We start from the raw sequence: 16,493 nt of genomic DNA, 5'->3' as shown, positions 1-16,493 counted from the left end.
GGCATGGCAGGCGTTCGCTATGCGCGCAGGCCCCCGCGAGTGAAGCGATGAACCCTTCAGCGTGGCCCGCGCCGCGTCGCGCGCCATGAGAACCCGCCGCCGCATGATGGAGCGGTGAAGAAGGGAGCCCGTCCATGACCCGACGATCCGGCAGCGCCGACCTGCCGTTGCACGGCGGTCGCGTGCCGCACTGGCTGGCCCAGCGCATGGCGCGGCTGGGCGCGGTGCTGTGCCAGGCGATCGTGCTGGAGTATGGGCGCGACGAATTGCTGCGACGCCTGGCGCATCCGTTCTGGTTCCAGTCCTTCGGCGCGGTGATGGGAATGGACTGGCATTCCTCGGGCATCACCACCAGCGTGATCGGTGCGCTGAAGCGCGGGCTGGCGCCGTTGTCGGGCGAACTCGGCCTGCATGTCTGCGGTGGACGCGGCCGGCATTCGCGCGCGACGCCGGGCGAGCTGGTGGCGGTCGGTGAACGCGTCGGCTTCGATGGTTCCGCCCTGGCGCAGGCGAGCCGGATGGTGGCGAAGGTGGACAGCGCAGCGGTGCAGGACGGATTCGATCTGTATCTGCACGGCTTCATCGTCGCCGACGACGGCCGCTGGGTCGTGGTGCAGCAGGGCATGAACGGCGAACGCCGGCAGGCGCGCCGCTACCATTGGCTGTCGGAAGGGCTGACGGGCTTTCTCGACGATCCGCATGCAGCCATCGACGGGCCCGCACAGGGCCGCATCGTGAATCTCGCCGATGCGCGCGCGCAGCGGTCGCGTTCGGCGCAACTCGAACTGCTCGGCGCGATGGCGCCGGAGGCGATCGCGCGCGAATTCGCCCGGATCGAAGCGGACTCGCGTGCGATCGCGAGCGCGCAGACGCCGCCGGAAACGGGCACGCAGCTGGCGCTGCTGCCGCATCTGACGCTGCCGGACCATCACGACGTGCGTGCGTCCGACGTCGTGGTGCGCCGACTGCACGGCGCACTGGCGGCCGCCGCCGAGTGCGGCCCACGCGATTTCGCCGAACTGCTGCAGGTGCCGGGCGTCGGTGCGCGCACCGTGCGCGCGCTGGCGCTGGTCGCCGAAGTCATGCACGGCACGCCGTGCCGCTTCACCGATCCGGCGCGGTTCTCGCTCGCGCACGGTGGCAAGGACCGCCATCCGTTTCCGGTGCCGACCAGGGTGATGGATCGCACCATCGCCGTGCTGAAATCGGCGGTAGGCAACGCGAAGCTCGGACGCGACGAGGAACTGGCCGCGCTGCGTCGCCTCGATGCGCAGGCGCGCGAACTGGAGCGCACTGCAAAGGGCCCGACCGTGGACGAATTCATCGCGCAGGAGCGCCGCGATTCGCACGGCCATGGCGGCCGCAGCATCTTCGGCTGGGAACCGGCGCGGGAAGCGGAACCGGGTGTCGTACCAGGCAAGAAGGCTTCGGCGCGTTCTTGCTGATTCTCCGTTCGCTTTGCGCGAACGCAGCGCGCTGCATCGCGATCGCACTCTGCAGCCGGATCTGCGGCTTCGGCGGGACGCGCTGCCCGTCGGGAGGGGGTGCTGCGCCCCCTGACGGCATCCATGCCTTCAAGTCGGGCCGCGGATCATCCTGATCCGCTCTCCGCACCCCCTCCCGACGGGCAGCGCTCATCGCAACCGTGGCGATCGCGACTTCGACAAGAAGAAGGGCAACAACAAGGAAAAGCCGAACTGCTGATCGTCGTAACGCCCAAGGTGTGGCAGGTCGCGCAGCGCTGATCGATCGCACCCCCGAAGCGCGGGCTGCGGCGCGTTCTGCTGCCGAGGTTCGGCGGCAGCTGCAGGGCGACGACTGTCGGCAAAAGAAAAGGGACGGGCAGTGCCCGTCCCTTCCTGTATCGCGGCGCGACGTCCGGCTTACATGCCGATCGCGGTTTCCGCCGGCACGTAGGCCAGGTTGTGCGCCTGGGCGACGGGCTCGCAGGTGACCTTGCCTTCGCAGACGTTGAGGCCGTTGCGCAGGTGCACGTCCTGCGCCAGCGCCTGCTTCCAGCCCTTGTTGGCCAGCGCCAGGGTGAAGGGCAGGGTGACGCTGTTGAGCGCGAAGGTCGAGGTGCGCGCGACCGCGCCCGGCATGTTCGCCACGCAGTAGTGCACGACGCCGTCGACGACGTAGGTCGGATCGGCATGCGTGGTCGCGTGCGAGGTTTCCACGCAGCCGCCCTGGTCGATGGCGACGTCGACGATCACCGCGCCCGGCTTCATGGTCTTGACCATTTCCTTCGTGACCAGCTTCGGCGCGGCGGCGCCCGGCACCAGCACGGTGCCGATCAGCAGGTCGGCGCGGCGCACGAGTTCCTCGATGGCCGAACGGGTGGAGAACACGGTCGAGATCGAGGTGCCGAACTGCGCGGCCAGGCGCTTGAGCGCATCGGCCGAACGGTCGACGACGGTGACCTGCGCGCCCATGCCCACGGCGATCGTGGCCGCGTGCGTGCCCGACACGCCGCCGCCGAGGATCACCACTTCCGCCGCCGGCACGCCCGGCACGCCGCCGAGCAGCACGCCGCGGCCGCCCTGGGCCTTCTCCAGCGAATGCGCACCGACCTGCGGGGCGAGACGGCCGGCGACTTCCGACATCGGCGTCAACAGCGGCAGCGAGCCGTTCGGCGCGGTGACGGTTTCGTACGCGATGCAGATCGCGCCCGAGTCGATCAGGTCCTTCGTCTGCGGCGCGTCGGGCGCGAGGTGCAGATAGGTGAAGAGGATCTGGCCCTTGCGCAGCTTCTTGCGCTCCTCGGCCAGCGGTTCCTTCACCTTCACGATCATGTCGGCGCTGGCGAAGATCTCGTCGGCGCTGTCGATGATCTTCGCGCCGGCGGCGACATAGTCGGCGTCGTTCAGACCGGCGCCCAGGCCCGCGCCGGTCTGCACCAGCACTTCATGGCCGTGGTGCACGAGCTCCTGCACCGACGACGGAATGAGGCCGACGCGGTACTCGTGGTTCTTGATTTCCTTCGGTACGCCGATACGCATGACTGGGTTCTCGCGGCTGGGTGGGCGCCGGGCATCCCGACGCTTTGAGGTCGGGGAGTATGGACGAAGGATTGCGCATTTTGTCGCGAATTTTGTTGAGTCCGGCGGCCGTTTGTCGCATTGTTGTTCGTGAATCTGACTATTGGTCGAACAAAGTGCGAACTTTCGAGCCCCCCATCGACGACCGCGACCGCGCCATCCTGCGCCTGCTCCAGGAGGACGGCCGGCTGACCAACCAGGAGCTGGCGCAGCGGATCAACCTGTCGCCGTCCGCGTGCCTGCGCCGGGTCAAGCTGCTGGAGGAAGCCGGGCTGATCTCGCGCTACGTGATGCTGCTCGACGAGAAGGCGGCGGGCCTGCCGGGCACCGCCTTCGTACTGGTGACGCTGGACCAGCAGGGGCGCGCGGCGCTCGACGCGTTCGAGGCGGCGATCCAGCAGCATCCGGAAGTCACCGAGTGCTGCCTGCTCGCCGGCCAGGCCGATTACATGGTGCGCGTGGCGTATGCCGATTCGGCGGATTTCGAACGCATCCACACCGAGATCCTCACGCAGCTGCCCGGCGTGGTGCGCGTGCAGTCGACGCTGGCGCTGCGCACGGTGAAGAAGACCACGGCGCTGCCGGTGTAGCGACGCGACGCATTGCCGCGCTGCGTGCGATCGCGCGAAAGCGCGAGCACCGGCGCCGCTACATTCCCGAGTCGCTCAGGAACGTCGCGCCCGTCTGCGCGCTTTCGCACGCTGTTCGATGTCTTCGACGCGGAACCCGAGGGTGACGCGGCTGCCGGGCATCACGCCCCAGCGCACGCCGATGCGCGCCAGGCGCGCTTCCACTTCGTCGCGCAGTTCGGGGGACGCCAGCGCCAGGATGGCGTCGTGGCGCTCCGCCCAGGCATTGGCCAGCGCAAACATGTTGGTCTCGCGCGTGGACAGGTGCGGCATCTCGGCTTCCAGTTCGCGCAGGCGCGCGTCGATCACCGGATCGAGGCCGTCGTCGGCCGTATCGATGGAATGCATCGCTCTCCCTCGCCGACGTCCGTGTCGTTGTTGTTTGTCTTGGCGCTGCGCGTGCGCGCAGCCCGGGCGAGGGTAGTCCGGCCAAGCTGGCTGGAAACGAAACGGGGCTGGCATGGTCCCTGCGTGCCAGGGACCGCTGCCATCGCGAAGCGCGCCGCTCACTCCTCGAGCGTGAAGCCGACCTTCAGCGTGACCTGCCAGTGCGCGACCTTGCCGTTCTCGACGTGGCCGCGCGTCTCCAGGACCTCGAACCAGCGGATGTTGCGCATCGATATCGACGCGCGTTCGATCGCGGTGCGGATCGCGTCGTCGCTGCCCGTCTTCGACGAGCCGGTGAGTTCGAGGGACTTGTAGACGTGGTCGGTCATGACGGCGCTCCGCGGGGCAGGCACCTTCAACCAACGCCGGCCCGGGTCGCGTCCGGTCACTGCGCCGAAACGAAAACGGCCGGGCGATCGCGCCCGGCCGTTGCGGTTGCCTGTCGAGGCGCGGGTATCAGCGCGCGTTTGCCGCGCGCTCCATCGCGATCAGGTGGTCGGCGATGCGCAGCTTGTCTTCCCAGCTGCGGCCGCCGGTCACCCGGTACTTGCCGTCGATGATCAGCGTCGGCGTGCCTTCCACGCCGCTGCGCATCATGAACTGCTTGCCGCGGTTGATCTTGCTGCTCACGGCGAAGCTGTTCATCTGCGCGAGGAACTGCGCGGGATCGGCGCCGTAGCCGGCGTAGAAGTTGGCGATCTTCTGCTCGTCGGGCTTGTCGCCTTCGCCGGGCATCGTGTGCGTCACGTGGATCGCGTTGATCAGCGCGTCGTGCGAGCGCTTCACCAGGCCCATCGACTCGGCGACGTAGAAGCCCTTCGCATACGGAATCCACTCGGGGCCGAACGGCGCGGGGACGTAGGTGAAGCGCACGTCGGCCGGCAGCTTCTTCTCCCATGCGCTCACGGCGGGGTGGAAGCTGGCGCAGGCCGGGCACACGTAGCCGAACACTTCGACGACTTCGATCTTGCCGTCGAGCGGCTGGTACGGCTGGCCGCCGGAGATTTCCTCGTAATCGGTGCCGACGACGGGCGCCGGGCCCTGCGGCGGCACGATCGGATTGTTGTTGGGGGGCTCCGGTTCGGCCGCAACCGGTGCCGGAGCCGCAGCGGTCGCCGGCGTGGCGGCCGTGTCCGCGGGCGCGGTGGCGGCGGGCGCCGGCGTCGCGGCGGGAGTCGTGGCTTCGGGCGCCTGCTGTTGCGAACAGGCGGCCAGAGTCAGCGCGATGAGAAGCAGGGAAGCCAGGCGCACATTCATGGAGGAAATCTCTGCGTGGACGGGATCGACGGCGCGGTGCGCCATGCGGGGGGCAAGGATAGCCGCGACGTGCGGATGGCGCGAATCCCGGCTCCGATCGGCACGCTCGCGCAAAAGCAGGACGCCCGGTCATACCGGGCGTCTGCGTCGTGTGTGCGATCGGTGTCGCGTGGCGATCAGTACGGCCGCAGGTTGAGGATCGCCTGCAGCACCGAGGCAAGGATCACGTAGCTGCCGTCGTCGTCGTAGCGGCCGTAGCGATAGCCGCGTCCGTAACCGTCCTCGTAGCCGCGGCGGAACGCCTCGCGGAAGTAGTGGTTGTACTCGCTCTGGTCGACGTAATAGCCGTAGTAGCCATAGTTGGCGTCGAGGTAGGCGAAGTTGTTGCGGTAGTCGTAGCGCCAGCCGTCGAGGCGGTCGGCTTCGCCGGCACGGTAACCCTGGTCGTAGCCCAGGCGTACTGCCTGCTGCAGCAGGTCCGCCGCATAGCGGTTGACCGAATACCAGCGACTGCCGCGCTGGTACCGGTAGCTGGCGGGCGTGTAGTAGAACGGGTCGTTGGCGTAGCTGTAGTTGCGCGCGTACCAGCGGTTGCGCAGTTCGCGCTGGCGTTGCCAGTAGCGCTGCTGGTAGCCGTACTGGCGCAGGCGGCGCTCGTGCTGGAGATTGCGCAGGCGCGCGCGTTCGGCCGCCTGCCGCGCTTCGGTCTCGCGCCGGTACTGCTCGACGCGCTTGCGCTGCAGCGCGATGCGACGCTGGCGTTCCTGCTCGGACAGGCGTGCCGCGCGGCGCGCATCGTCATCGCGAGCATCGCGCAGGACTTCGCGGCGTCGCGCGTCGCGCTCGGCGATGCGGGCCTGGTTGCGGCGCTCTTCGGCCAGGCGTGCTGTTGCGCGTTCGCGCTGGTCGTCGTTGCGGCGGAGGGCGGCGCGGCGTTCTTCGTTGCGCTGCGTGGCCAGATGCTGGGCGGCTTCGCGTTGCCGCTCGGTACGCGCGCGCTCGATGCTTTCGCGCCGGCTGCTTTCGAGTCGGCTGCTTTCGAGTCGATTGTCCTGCTGGCGTTCACGCGCGCGCTCCTGCCGGTCGCGCATCTGTTCGCGGATGCGTGCCTGCTGCGCCTGAGTGCGTTGCTCGCGGGCCTGCTCGCGCTGGATCGCTTCGCGCTGATGCGCCGCGCGGACCTGCGCGGCTTCGCGTGCCTGCGGTTGCGCCTGTACCGGGCGCGCATCGTGGCGGGGCGCGTGGGTGGCCTTGCTCTGCTTGTGTTCTTCGCGCTTGTGTTCCTCGCGCTTCTGCTCCTGCTGCTGCTCGGGGCCGCGGTCGCGGGCGAACACCGGGCCCGCCAGGCTGATCGCCAGTGCCAGCGCGATCGCGCGGCCCGACAGCGAGGTGTGCATCGTCTTCATGTCCGTCTACCTGCGTAGGTTGCTGCTGGGCAGTTAGCGGCGAACGCGCTTAATCCACTCTGATAATCGGCGCTGCGGCCGATGCGTGTTCAGCCTGCGCTGGGCGTGCCGACTGAGCAGGGCAAATCCGGGCTTGCCGGGCACTTTCACGCCGCAGCGGCCGTGCCGGGCCTAGCGTGCGCGCATGCTCCGGCGTTCCGCCCTCGCCACCGGCCTGCTGCTCCTGGCGTTGCCTGCATTCGCTCCGGCCCGAACCGTGTACGAATGCATGCGCGACGACACGCTGAGCCTGGCCACCGCGCCGGAACCGGGCTCGCGCTGCACGCCGCGCCATGTCGATGACCGCAAGGCCAAGGTCGCCAATTTCTGGGGCGAGCTCGGGCCGGTGCGTGCGCCGCACTACGAAGGGCGCATCAACGGTCGCAGGGTGATCAGCACGCGCGCGTTGCCGGGCTGGAAGCAGGTGGATTCGGTGGTCTCGCTGCAGGCGCCGCGCGATTCGTGGGCGCATGCGGGCCTGGGATCGGTCGGGCGGCCGCGCCTGGATGCGTTCCGCACGCAGTTCCGCGCCGCCGCGCGGCGCAACGGTGTCGACGAAGCCTGGCTGCGCGCGATCGCGCATGCCGAAAGCGGCTTCGATCCGAGCGCCGTTTCGCCCAAGGGCGCGCAGGGTGTCATGCAGCTGATGCCGACGCTGGCGCGCGAATACGGCGTCTCCGATCCGTTCTCCTCCGCCCAGTCGATCGATTGCGCGGCCCGGCACCTCAAGGCGCTGATGCGCCGCTATCGCGGCGACATGGCCCTGGTCGCCGCCGCCTACAACGCGGGCACCGGCGCGGTGGACCGCTTCGGCGGCGTGCCGCCGTACGCCGAAACGCGCCTGTACGTGGACAAGGTGCAGGCGCTGCATGCGCGCTACCGCACGGCCTTGCGTCGCGCGTCCGCGCGCAGTTGAACACGCGGCCGGATCAGCCGGCGCCGAGGTGCTCGTAGAGGATCGCCGCGCCCACGGCGATCAGGATGACGCCGCCGGCCAGTTCGGCGCGCCGGCCGATGATCGTGCCCAGCGCCTGGCCGAGCATGATCCCCAGCGTCACCATGGTGAACGTGCACAGGCCGATGACGAGCGCGATCACCGCGATGTGGACGTCGGCGAAGGCGAGGCTCACGCCGACCGCCATGGCATCGATGCTGGTGGCCAGTCCCGCGATGGCGAGCTTGAGCAGGCTGCCGCCGTTGCTGGCCTCGGTCGCGACTTCGTCGTCGGCGGGCTGTAGCGACTGCCAGATCATGTGCAGGCCGAGCGCGGCGAGCAGGGCGAAGGCGATCCAGTGGTCCCAGGCCTCGATGAAGCGCGCCGTCGCCGTGCCCAGCAGCCAGCCGATCACCGGCGTGATGGCTTCGACCACGCCGAAGACGAGGCCCGCACGCAGCGCCTGCGGCAGGCGCGGTCGCGTCATCGCCGCCCCCTTGCCGATCGCCGCGGCGAAGGCATCGGTGGACATGGCCAGACCAATGAGGAGGATCGACAGTGGGTTCATCGCGTGCCGGCGGCGTGGCAAGGGCGCCATGATCGCCCGGTTGCGCGGGGAGCGCGATGACCGAGTCCGGCGGATCGGGCGCGCGCATGCAGCGCAACGCGTAGCATGTGGGGCCCGGGCGGCCCACGACGCGCCAGCGAGATCCCCATGTCCAGGAATTCGAAACTCCGGCGCGACACGCGCCGGAAGAAGGAACCCCGCCGCCCGATCCGCCGCCTGGGCGGAGCATTGCAGCCGCACGCGCAACTGGAAACCGCCGATGGCAACAGCATCGGCGGCGCGGGCTGGCGCGACGGCGAGTGGCTGACGGTGCTGGGCGGGCAGGTCGCCGCACGCACGTCGAGCGCGGCGATGACGCTGGCGATGCTCCGGCATGTCGTCGCGGTGCAGGAACAGGCCGGCCAGACGCTGACGCTGACGTTTTCGCCCGCGATCGAAACGGCGGCCACGCGCGAAGCCGCGGCGGCCGGTCACAGCCTCGACGATTACCTGCGCCTGCTGGAAGAGGAGCGGCTCGAGCGCACGATATCCGCGCCGGTCGTTGCGGCGGAGCCGGCGCCGACCGCGCATTGAACGCACGGGTCGCCGATGCGACCCGTGCCAGCACGACTCAGCCCAGCGCGGCGAACTGCTCGCGCGTCAGGTTGAGCGGATCGCCGTCGGTGCACACGACGTCGTCTTCGATGCGGATGCCGCCGAACGGCTTGAACGCCGCGACGCGCTCCCAGTTCACGCTCGGACCCAGGCCTTTGTCCTTGAGCTCCTCGAGCAGCATGTCGATGAAGTACAGGCCCGGCTCGATGGTCACCGCCATGCCCGCTTCGAGCGTCCGCGTCAGGCGCAGGTAGGGATGGCCCGGAGGCTTGGGAATCGTGCCGCCGCGGTCGCTCTGCGCGAAGCCGGCGACGTCGTGCACCTGCAGGCCGATGCCGTGGCCGATGCCGTGCGGGAAGAACGCGCCGCTCACGCCGGTTTCCACCGCGACTTCGGCCGACACGTTGATCAGGCGGAAGTCGTTGAGGATGCGCGCCAGTGCCAGGTGCGCATCGAGATGCAATTGCCGGTAATCGAAACCGGCGCGGACCTGCGCGCACATCGCCTGCTGGGCGCCGTCCACCGCGTCGACCAAGGCCTGGAATTCGCCGGCAGCATCGCGTGCATAGGTGCGGGTGATGTCGCAGGCGTAGCCGTGGAAGCTGGCGCCGGCATCGATCAGGAAGCTGCGGCTGTCCTTCGGCGGCAGGCGATCGCGGTCGGTGTAGTGCAGCACCGCGCCGTGTTCGTTGAGGGCGACGATGTTGTTGTAGGGCAGGTCGTTCGCATCCTGCAGCGCGGCCTGGCAATACACGAGGTGGATGCCGAACTCGCTCGCGCCGGCGCGGAAGGCGCGCTCGGCCGCGCGGTGCGCGCGCGCGCCGATGCGCGAGGCCTCACGCATCATCGCGACCTCGTAGGCGGTCTTGTAGGCGCGCTGGTATTCCAGATAGGCGATCACCGCCGGCGGATTGTTCGGTGCGAAGGCGCCCAGCGTGCCCTGCGGCTCGCCGAGGATGGCGCAGCGCGCCGGATCGCGCGGGAGGTGCTGCTGCGCTTCCTCGGGCGTGCGGATCACGACGATGTCGAAGTGTTCGGTCCAGTAGCCGTTCGGCGCTTCCGGCACGGCATGCCAGTAGTCGAAGGGCTGCAGGTAGATCATCTTCGGCCGCTGCCCGGGCGTGGCGACCAGCCAGCTGCCCGGATTGCGCGTCAGCGGCACCCAGGCCTTGAACTGCGGATTGACGGCGTACGGATAGTCGCGATCGTCGAATACCTGGTAATGCAGCGTGCCGCTGGGCACGACAAGGTGCTCGAAGCCGCCGCGTTGCAGGGCTTCGGCAGTGCGCTGCTGCAGGATGTCCTGATGCTGCGCGTACAGCGCGGCGATGTCGCTCTTGGGGCTCATGCGCGGTCAACCGTGTGGGGGTTGGCGCATTCTACGGCGCACGCGCGCTGTCGCCGGCACGCGGATTGGCCGAGTCTGCCGGCATCGCCGGCAGTGCGATTCAGGCGTAGTGGCTGCCCGGTGCGTCGATCCAGCGGCGCAGCTGCTGCATCTGCTGGTCGCTCATGGTGATGAAGCGGAAACCCGTCCACGCCTGCCCGGGTGCACTGGCCTGGTCGCGCCAGAGGAGGTGCGCGCCGACTTCGAAGGCGAGCCGGGAGATGCCGTCCGGCAGGGCGAAACGCAGCTGGTAGAGCGCGTCCACCACCAGTGGGGCGTTGGACATCACCAGCATGCCGCTCTCGGACACGTTGCCGACGTGCCCGATCACCACTTCCGTCATGCTGTCGGTGACGTGGATGATCTCGGCCACCTGGCGGCGACGGCTGCGGCGGAATTCCTTCATGCCTCTTCTCCGGGATGTGGCTCGCCGGCAGGCGCATCGGCCGCGTGCTTGCCGCTGACGAAACCGCGCAGCACGCCCAGCGCGCTGTGCCACGCGCGATCGACCAAACTGCTGTGTTCGACCGTGACGATGCGCATCTGGCCGCTGGCGAGCATGCGAGCGAGGCTGTCGAGCGACTGCTCGCCCACGCGCTGGCCGCGCTGGTTCACGAACAGCGCGTGATCGGTCATCGGGCTGTACCAGGACAGGCGCCGGCGCACGACGTCGCCCTGCTGGTTGGTGATGAATTCGAACCAGGCGCCGAACGGCAGCGTGCGCAGCATGTCGTAGGCGGCCTGCTCGCGCTCGTTGCGCGGCGGCAGCGGCGGCTTCTCCGCGACGCTTTCCTGACCGAGCCGGCCACGCGCCTTCAGGCGCATCGCCAGTTCGGTGCGCGAGGCCGAATCCGTTTCGTCGTCGTCCACATTGGCGGTCAGGCGGCGCGCGATGTCGCCGGCCTCGTCGCTGTGGTAGCCCACGAGCGTCAGCGCATGCTCGATCTGCGCAGCCAGGCCCGGAGGCGGCGAGGTCGGCTGGTTCAGCGACGTGGCGTGCACGATGGCCGTCGTGGCTTCGACCTGCCGTTGCCACTCTTCGGAGTCCTCGCCGTTGCGCAGCACCACCAGCGTGAGCACGTCGGTCCACGAATTGGCCAGCAGCGTCTGCACGAAGCGCGGCAGCTTGTGGCCCTCGGAAATCCCGGCGATCACTTCGGTGGCGCGCCGCTTGGCCAGTTCCAGCTTTTCCTTGCCGCGCGCGGCTTCGACATGACGGCGCTCGGCGACTTCGGCGCGGCGGGCCATGAGGCCCAGGTGCTGCTGCACGCGCTGGTTGGCGGCGTCGAAGACGTTGGTATCGCCCTGGTAGTGCGCGACCACGTCTTCCACCGCATGGCTGAGCTGGTCGTTGAGTTGCGTGTCGACTTCGTCGTCGCCGACCCAGTTGGCGCCGGATTCGGCGACCGCATTGAGCAACTGGCGCGCGGGATGGCCTTGCTGGACGAAGAAGCCGCGGTCCTTCAGCACCAGCCGCAGCAGCGGCACCACCAGCTTGTGCACGAGGCGGTTGCCGGGCGCGTCCTGGCGCAGTTCGCGCTGGATTTCCGCCAGCAGGATCGCCAGCAGTTCGAACGCGTCGTTGTCCTCGCGGGACAGCGCGGTGGCCTGCCCCTGGCTCTGCCGGCTCTGCGCGAGCAGGGCCTGGCGGACATCGTGCACGCTGCGCGGGCGCGAGGTTTCACCGGCAGGATCGCGCGGCGTCGCCTGCATGCGCGCGAGCGCCTGCATGACGTCGTCCGTGCTGAGTTGCCGGCGCGCGGCCGAATCGGCGTTGTTGTTGCCGGGCGTGAGCTTGTTCAACAGGTCACGGCGCGAAGCCAGCATTTCCTGCAGCAGGGTGAAGCTCTCCGGACCCTCCTGCGCGCCTTCGTCGCCGCTGAACCAGCCGGTGTACGGCATGTTGCGCGTGGCGGCGCCGGACCGTTGCGCCGCGAGCGCCTGCTCACGGCGCTCGCGACCGGCCTCACCGGTGAGTTCCGACTGCACGGCTGGCCGCACGCGGATTGGCACGTAGGCGAGATTGGGAAGGATGTTCTCGCGCGCGAGCATGGCGTTCATCGCTTCGACCAGCTGCGCGTAACCGTTGAGCGCGTAGTGGTCGAAGCAGCGGAACAGGTCCAGGCGCGGCTGCAGGTCGATCTGCAGCACGCGGCTGGAGCGGGCGAGGATCTCGCCCAGCTGGCGCGGACCGACCGGCAGGCGCTCGGCTTCGAACGCCGGCGTGCCGGCGAGCACGCCGAAACGCTGGCCCAGCAGATGCAGCGGCAGGCTGGTGCGGGACTCGTGGCGCGCGGCGATCGAACGCAGCACGGCGTCCTCGTCCAGCTCGTGCTCCTCGACCAGGCGCAAGTTGCCGAAGTGCAGGTGACCGGTGGTCTTGCCGGCCGGCTGTGGCGGTTCGCGGATGCTGGCGAGCGCGGCCTCGAGGCCCCCGAGAAATTCGGGGATCAGGTCGGCGCGGTTCTGCCGGACCAGGCGCAGCGTGTCGAAGTAGGCCTGCTGCAACCCGGGATTGGCGGCCTGGTCGGCGAGGCGGAACTGCTGCTGCTCGAATTCCGCCAGCATCCGTTCCAGCGCCCGTGCCATCTCGTCGGCCGCGAGGTTGTAGACCTGCTCCAGCGCCCGCCGGACGCGACGCGGCAACTGCACGGAGGCCAGGGTGAGGTGCAGGGCTGAGTGTTCGAAGGTCACCGACATGCATCCTTTCCCGGGCCGCCCGGAGTGGAGACCGCGATCTTAATCACGGCCGTGGCATGGCTGCCAGCAGCGACCTCCGGAAGCAACGCAAAAATCGCGCCAGATGCGGCCATTCGCGCATCCGCGTCGCCGGCGTCAGAGAAACAGCGATATCAGGTCGTTGGTGAAGCGGCGGCCGGTGTCGGTGGGGCGCGCGTGCCCCGCGTCGATCGCGAGCCAGCCGTTGGCGACCGCCGCGTGCAGTTGCGGGGCGATCGCGTCCACCGGCAGGCCCGTGCGCAGTGTGAACAGGCCGAGATCGAAGCCGTCCACCAGGCGCAGCGCATTGAGCATGAATTCGAACGGACGACGTTCCGGTTCGATGCGGTCGTCGCCGCCGATCGCTTCCGGTCGGCCCGCCGATGCGAGATACGCGGCCGGATGCTTGATCTTCCAGCGCCGCAGGATGCTGCCGTCGTGGCCCAGGGTCAGCTTGCCGTGGGCGCCGGCGCCGATGCCCAGGTAGTCGCCGTAGCGCCAGTAATTGACGTTGTGCGCGCATTGGCGCCCCGGGCGTGCGTAGGCGCTGACCTCGTACTGGGCGTAGCCGTGCGCCGCCAGCAGCGCCTGGCAGTGTTCCTGCATGTCCCAGCTGGCGTCGTCGTCGGGAATGCCCGCCGGCGGCCTGGCGGCGAACACGGTGTTGGGTTCGAGCGTGAGCTGGTAGTGGCTCACGTGCGCCGGTTGCAGGGCGAAGGCGCGTTCCAGGTCGCGCTCGGCCATCGCCAGCGTCTGCTCCGGCAGCGCGTACATCAGGTCGAGGTTGATGTTGTCGAAGCCGGCGTCCTGCGCCAGCTTCACGGCGGCCTCGGCTTCGCCGCTGTCGTGGATGCGGCCGAGCCGGCGCAGGCAAGCGTCGTCGAAGCTCTGGATGCCGAAGCTGAGCCGGTTCACGCCGGCGGCGCGGTACAGCTCGAAACGGTCGTGCTCGGCGGTGCCCGGATTGGTTTCCAGGGTGATCTCGCAACCCGGCGCGAAGCGCAGGCGGCTGCTCGCGCCCTGCAGCAGGCGATCGATCGCCTCCGGCGGGAACAGGCTGGGCGTGCCGCCGCCAAAGAACACGGTCTGGATCGTGCGGCCCCACGCCAGCGGCAGATCGTGGTCGAGATCGGCCAGCAACGCGTCGACGTAGGCGGCGAACGGCAATGCGCCGCGGCCTTCGTGCGAGTTGAAGTCGCAGTACGGGCACTTGCGCACGCACCACGGCAGGTGCACGTAGAGCGACAGCGGCGGCGGATGCAGCGTGCCGCTCTCGCCTGCGCTCGATTCAATGGCGGTGGCGGTGTTTTCGCTCATGTGCCGCTATACCAGCCGATGCGGCGTTCCGCGGTCGTGAGCGCGTCGCCGCGGGCGTCGATCTGCGCGTAACGCGCCTTCGCGGTGGCGAGGAAGGCTTCGTAGGCGGCCTGCGAGCGCCAGCGATCGATCGTCACGAAACGGTTGTCGGCGCCGGCATCGCGCAGCAGTTCGGTGCCGAGGTAGCCGGCGTGTTCGCGGAACAGCGCGACCCAGTCGCCGTCGGCGCCGTACAGCGCGCTGAAGGCCGCTTCGCTGCCCGGACGCACTTCGTATTCCCAGACCACGACGAACATGGCTACAGCGGCGTATCCGCGAGCTTCTGCCGCAGCGCTTCCAGCGCGCGACCGCGATGGCTGAGGCGGTTCTTCACCGCCGGCTCGAATTCGGCCGCGGACAGATTGTTTTCCGGATCGAGGAACACCGGGTCGTAGCCGAAGCCGCCGTCCCCGCGCGGCGCATCGAGGATCAAACCGGACCAGCGACCCTCGGCGATCAGCGGCTGCGGATCGTCGGCGTGGCGCAACAGCACGATCACCGCGACGAAATGCGCGGTGCGCCGTGCGCGCGGCACGTCCCGCATCGCGTCGAGCAGCTTGGCGATGTTGGCGCGTGCGTCGCTGGGCTCGCCGGCGTAGCGGGCCGAATACAGTCCGGGCGCACCGCCGAGCGCATCCACGCACAGGCCCGAATCGTCGGCCAGCGCCGGCAGACCCGTCGCGCGTGCGGCATTGCGTGCCTTGAGCAGGGCGTTCTCGACGAAGCTGAGCCCGGTTTCCTCGATGTCCGCGACACCGAGTTCGCCCTGGGTGACGAAGGCATAGCCCGCGTCGTCGAGCAGTTCGCGGAATTCGCCCAGCTTGCCCGGGTTGCTGCTCGCGATCACCAGTCTGGTCGGCGCCGTATTCACGCGTGCAGCTCGATCAGGTCCCAACGGTTGCCGTACAGGTCGACGAACACCGCGACCGTGCCGTACGGCTCGTGTCGCGGCTCCTCGGAGAAGCGCACGCCGCGCTCGCTCATGGCGGCGTGGTCGCGGGCGAAGTCATCGGTATGCAGGAAGAAGCCGACGCGCCCGCCGACCTGGTCGCCGATGCGCGTGCGCTGCGCCTCGGTGTCGGCGCGCGCGAGCAGCAGCGCGGTGCCGGTGGCATTGGGCGGGGCCACGCGCACCCAGCGCTTGCCGTCGCCCAGGTCGGTGTCCTGCAGCAGGGTGAAGCCGAGCGTCTGGGTGTACCAGGCGATGGCTTCGTCGTAGTCGCCGACGAGCAGCGCGATGTTGGCTAGATGTTGCTTCATGGACATCCGGTAGGGCGGGCCGGGCCCGCCATGGGGTTTGCGAACTACTCAAACGGGATCTGCGGCCCGCTCCGGCGAGTGCCGGAGTGGACGCGGGTGTGTGCTGCGCGGACGTGCGGGGCCGCGGGCCGGAGCCCGCCCTACGCGAGGGCCTCGCGCTGCCGGGCGATGAGGGTGGCGATGCCGGCCTGGGCCAGGCCGAGCAGGGCATCGAGTTCCTCGCGGCGGAAGGCGTGGCCCTCGGCCGTGCCCTGCAGCTCGATGAAGCCGCCGCCGTCGTTCATCACCACGTTCATGTCGGTGTCGCAGTCGCTGTCCTCGGCGTAGTCGAGGTCGAGGACCGGCGTGCCGCGATAGATCCCCACCGAGACCGCCGCGACCGCGCCGAACACCGGGCTGGTCGCGACCAGCTTGCGTGCCTGCATCCAGCGCACCGCGTCGACCAGCGCGACATACGCACCGGTGATGGCCGCAGTACGCGTGCCGCCATCGGCCTGCAGCACGTCGCAGTCGAGGGTGATGGTGCGTTCGCCCAGCGCCTTGCGATCGATGCACGCACGCAGCGCGCGACCGATCAGGCGCTGGATCTCCAGCGTGCGCCCGCCCTGCTTGCCGCGCGCGGCTTCACGATCGTTGCGGGTGTTGGTGGCGCGCGGAAGCATGCCGTACTCGGCAGTGACCCAGCCTTCGCCCTTGCCGCGCAGGAACGGCGGCACCCTTTCGTCGACGCTGGCGGTGCATAGCACGCGCGTATCACCGAAGCTGACCAGCACGGAACCTTCGGCGTGGCGCGTGTAGCCGCGTTCGATGCGCACGTCGCGCAGCTGGTCGGCGGCGCGGCCGCTGGGGCGGAGCAGGGGGGTATTCATCGTGCGCAGTCTAGCAGCGGCGCCGGGCGTCACCGCCCGCCGTCTCGT

Annotated in this window: 18 protein-coding genes; 4 read left to right on the top strand and 14 right to left on the bottom strand. The window is 69.4% G+C overall.

The genetic code is table 11. From position 1 onward, the window contains the following. Positions 1 to 134: 134 nt before the first annotated feature. On the top strand, positions 135 to 1,445 hold the full coding sequence (locus ACFPN1_RS08715) for a DUF763 domain-containing protein (protein WP_386754490.1): 1,311 nt from the start codon (positions 135 to 137) through the stop codon (positions 1,443 to 1,445). Between the two features lie 438 nt (positions 1,446 to 1,883). Here ACFPN1_RS08715 and ald read toward each other — a convergent pair whose 3' ends face one another. Beyond that, a complete protein-coding gene (gene ald, locus ACFPN1_RS08710) occupies positions 1,884 to 3,002 on the bottom strand; it encodes an alanine dehydrogenase (RefSeq protein ID WP_386754488.1) in 1,119 nt (372 codons plus the stop codon). 155 nt (positions 3,003 to 3,157) lie between these two features. On the opposite strand from ald, the gene ACFPN1_RS08705 reads away from it, so the two are divergent. Next, positions 3,158 to 3,631, top strand: a complete 474-nt coding sequence (locus ACFPN1_RS08705) for an Lrp/AsnC family transcriptional regulator (RefSeq protein WP_386754487.1) — start codon at positions 3,158 to 3,160, stop codon at positions 3,629 to 3,631. 75 nt (positions 3,632 to 3,706) lie between these two features. On the opposite strand, the gene ACFPN1_RS08700 is transcribed toward ACFPN1_RS08705, so the two are convergent. The 4 genes from ACFPN1_RS08700 to ACFPN1_RS08685 form a co-directional block, all read right to left on the bottom strand. Then, complete coding sequence (locus ACFPN1_RS08700) at positions 3,707 to 4,018, bottom strand: hypothetical protein (protein ID WP_386754486.1); 312 nt, start codon at positions 4,016 to 4,018, stop codon at positions 3,707 to 3,709. 158 nt (positions 4,019 to 4,176) lie between these two features. Beyond that, a complete protein-coding gene (locus ACFPN1_RS08695; RefSeq protein WP_386754485.1) occupies positions 4,177 to 4,386 on the bottom strand; it encodes a dodecin in 210 nt (69 codons plus the stop codon). Between the two features lie 127 nt (positions 4,387 to 4,513). Further along, a complete protein-coding gene (locus ACFPN1_RS08690; RefSeq protein WP_386754484.1) occupies positions 4,514 to 5,314 on the bottom strand; it encodes a thiol:disulfide interchange protein DsbA/DsbL in 801 nt (266 codons plus the stop codon). A 176-nt stretch (positions 5,315 to 5,490) separates the two neighbouring features. Beyond that, a complete protein-coding gene (locus ACFPN1_RS08685; RefSeq protein ID WP_386754483.1) occupies positions 5,491 to 6,720 on the bottom strand; it encodes a coiled-coil domain-containing protein in 1,230 nt (409 codons plus the stop codon). 184 nt (positions 6,721 to 6,904) lie between these two features. Here ACFPN1_RS08685 and ACFPN1_RS08680 point away from each other — a divergent pair, with 184 nt between their 5' ends. Continuing rightward, positions 6,905 to 7,675, top strand: a complete 771-nt coding sequence (locus ACFPN1_RS08680) for a lytic transglycosylase domain-containing protein (protein ID WP_386754482.1) — start codon at positions 6,905 to 6,907, stop codon at positions 7,673 to 7,675. 13 nt (positions 7,676 to 7,688) lie between these two features. Here ACFPN1_RS08680 and ACFPN1_RS08675 read toward each other — a convergent pair whose 3' ends face one another. Further along, positions 7,689 to 8,261, bottom strand: a complete 573-nt coding sequence (locus tag ACFPN1_RS08675) for a manganese efflux pump MntP (protein ID WP_386754481.1) — start codon at positions 8,259 to 8,261, stop codon at positions 7,689 to 7,691. Positions 8,262 to 8,408: 147 nt separating this feature from the next. Between ACFPN1_RS08675 and ACFPN1_RS08670 the strand changes: the two genes are divergently transcribed. Continuing rightward, the gene (locus tag ACFPN1_RS08670; protein WP_386754480.1) at positions 8,409 to 8,834 is read left to right on the top strand and encodes a hypothetical protein; all 426 of its coding nucleotides are present in this window, start codon (positions 8,409 to 8,411) and stop codon (positions 8,832 to 8,834) included. Positions 8,835 to 8,871: 37 nt separating this feature from the next. Here the strand turns inward: ACFPN1_RS08670 and pepQ are convergent, their stop codons facing one another. The 8 genes from pepQ to rph all read right to left on the bottom strand — a co-directional run bounded on the left by pepQ (position 8,872) and on the right by rph (position 16,445). After that, positions 8,872 to 10,203, bottom strand: a complete 1,332-nt coding sequence (gene pepQ / locus ACFPN1_RS08665; RefSeq protein ID WP_386754478.1) for a Xaa-Pro dipeptidase — start codon at positions 10,201 to 10,203, stop codon at positions 8,872 to 8,874. A gap of 100 nt (positions 10,204 to 10,303) precedes the next feature. Continuing rightward, complete coding sequence (locus ACFPN1_RS08660; protein WP_386754477.1) at positions 10,304 to 10,648, bottom strand: PilZ domain-containing protein; 345 nt, start codon at positions 10,646 to 10,648, stop codon at positions 10,304 to 10,306. Continuing rightward, positions 10,645 to 12,942 carry a DUF1631 family protein gene (locus ACFPN1_RS08655; RefSeq protein WP_386754476.1) on the bottom strand — a complete coding sequence of 766 codons (2,298 nt, stop codon included), beginning with the start codon at positions 12,940 to 12,942 and terminating at the stop codon, positions 10,645 to 10,647. The genes ACFPN1_RS08660 and ACFPN1_RS08655 overlap by 4 nt, the downstream gene beginning before the upstream one ends. Positions 12,943 to 13,077: 135 nt before the next feature. Beyond that, on the bottom strand, positions 13,078 to 14,277 hold the full coding sequence (gene hemW, locus ACFPN1_RS08650; RefSeq protein WP_386754475.1) for a radical SAM family heme chaperone HemW: 1,200 nt from the start codon (positions 14,275 to 14,277) through the stop codon (positions 13,078 to 13,080). After that, positions 14,274 to 14,573, bottom strand: a complete 300-nt coding sequence (locus tag ACFPN1_RS08645; protein ID WP_386754474.1) for an antibiotic biosynthesis monooxygenase family protein — start codon at positions 14,571 to 14,573, stop codon at positions 14,274 to 14,276. Before ACFPN1_RS08645 ends, hemW begins: the two co-directional genes overlap by 4 nt. A gap of 2 nt (positions 14,574 to 14,575) precedes the next feature. Continuing rightward, entirely contained in the window at positions 14,576 to 15,187 is a 612-nt protein-coding gene (gene rdgB / locus ACFPN1_RS08640) for an RdgB/HAM1 family non-canonical purine NTP pyrophosphatase (RefSeq protein WP_386754473.1), read from the bottom strand. After that, positions 15,184 to 15,576, bottom strand: a complete 393-nt coding sequence (locus ACFPN1_RS08635) for a VOC family protein (RefSeq protein ID WP_386754471.1) — start codon at positions 15,574 to 15,576, stop codon at positions 15,184 to 15,186. Before ACFPN1_RS08635 ends, rdgB begins: the two co-directional genes overlap by 4 nt. 140 nt (positions 15,577 to 15,716) lie before the next feature. Next, entirely contained in the window at positions 15,717 to 16,445 is a 729-nt protein-coding gene (gene rph / locus ACFPN1_RS08630) for a ribonuclease PH (protein WP_386754470.1), read from the bottom strand. Between the last annotated feature and the right edge of the window lie 48 nt (positions 16,446 to 16,493).

Origin of the sequence: Lysobacter yangpyeongensis, from assembly GCF_042655745.1 — a bacterium.
In the GTDB taxonomy this organism is placed as follows: domain Bacteria; phylum Pseudomonadota; class Gammaproteobacteria; order Xanthomonadales; family Xanthomonadaceae; genus Agrilutibacter; species Agrilutibacter yangpyeongensis.
The sequence above is the reverse complement of the archived record's forward strand: the minus strand, read 5'-3'. Positions and strand labels throughout refer to the sequence as shown.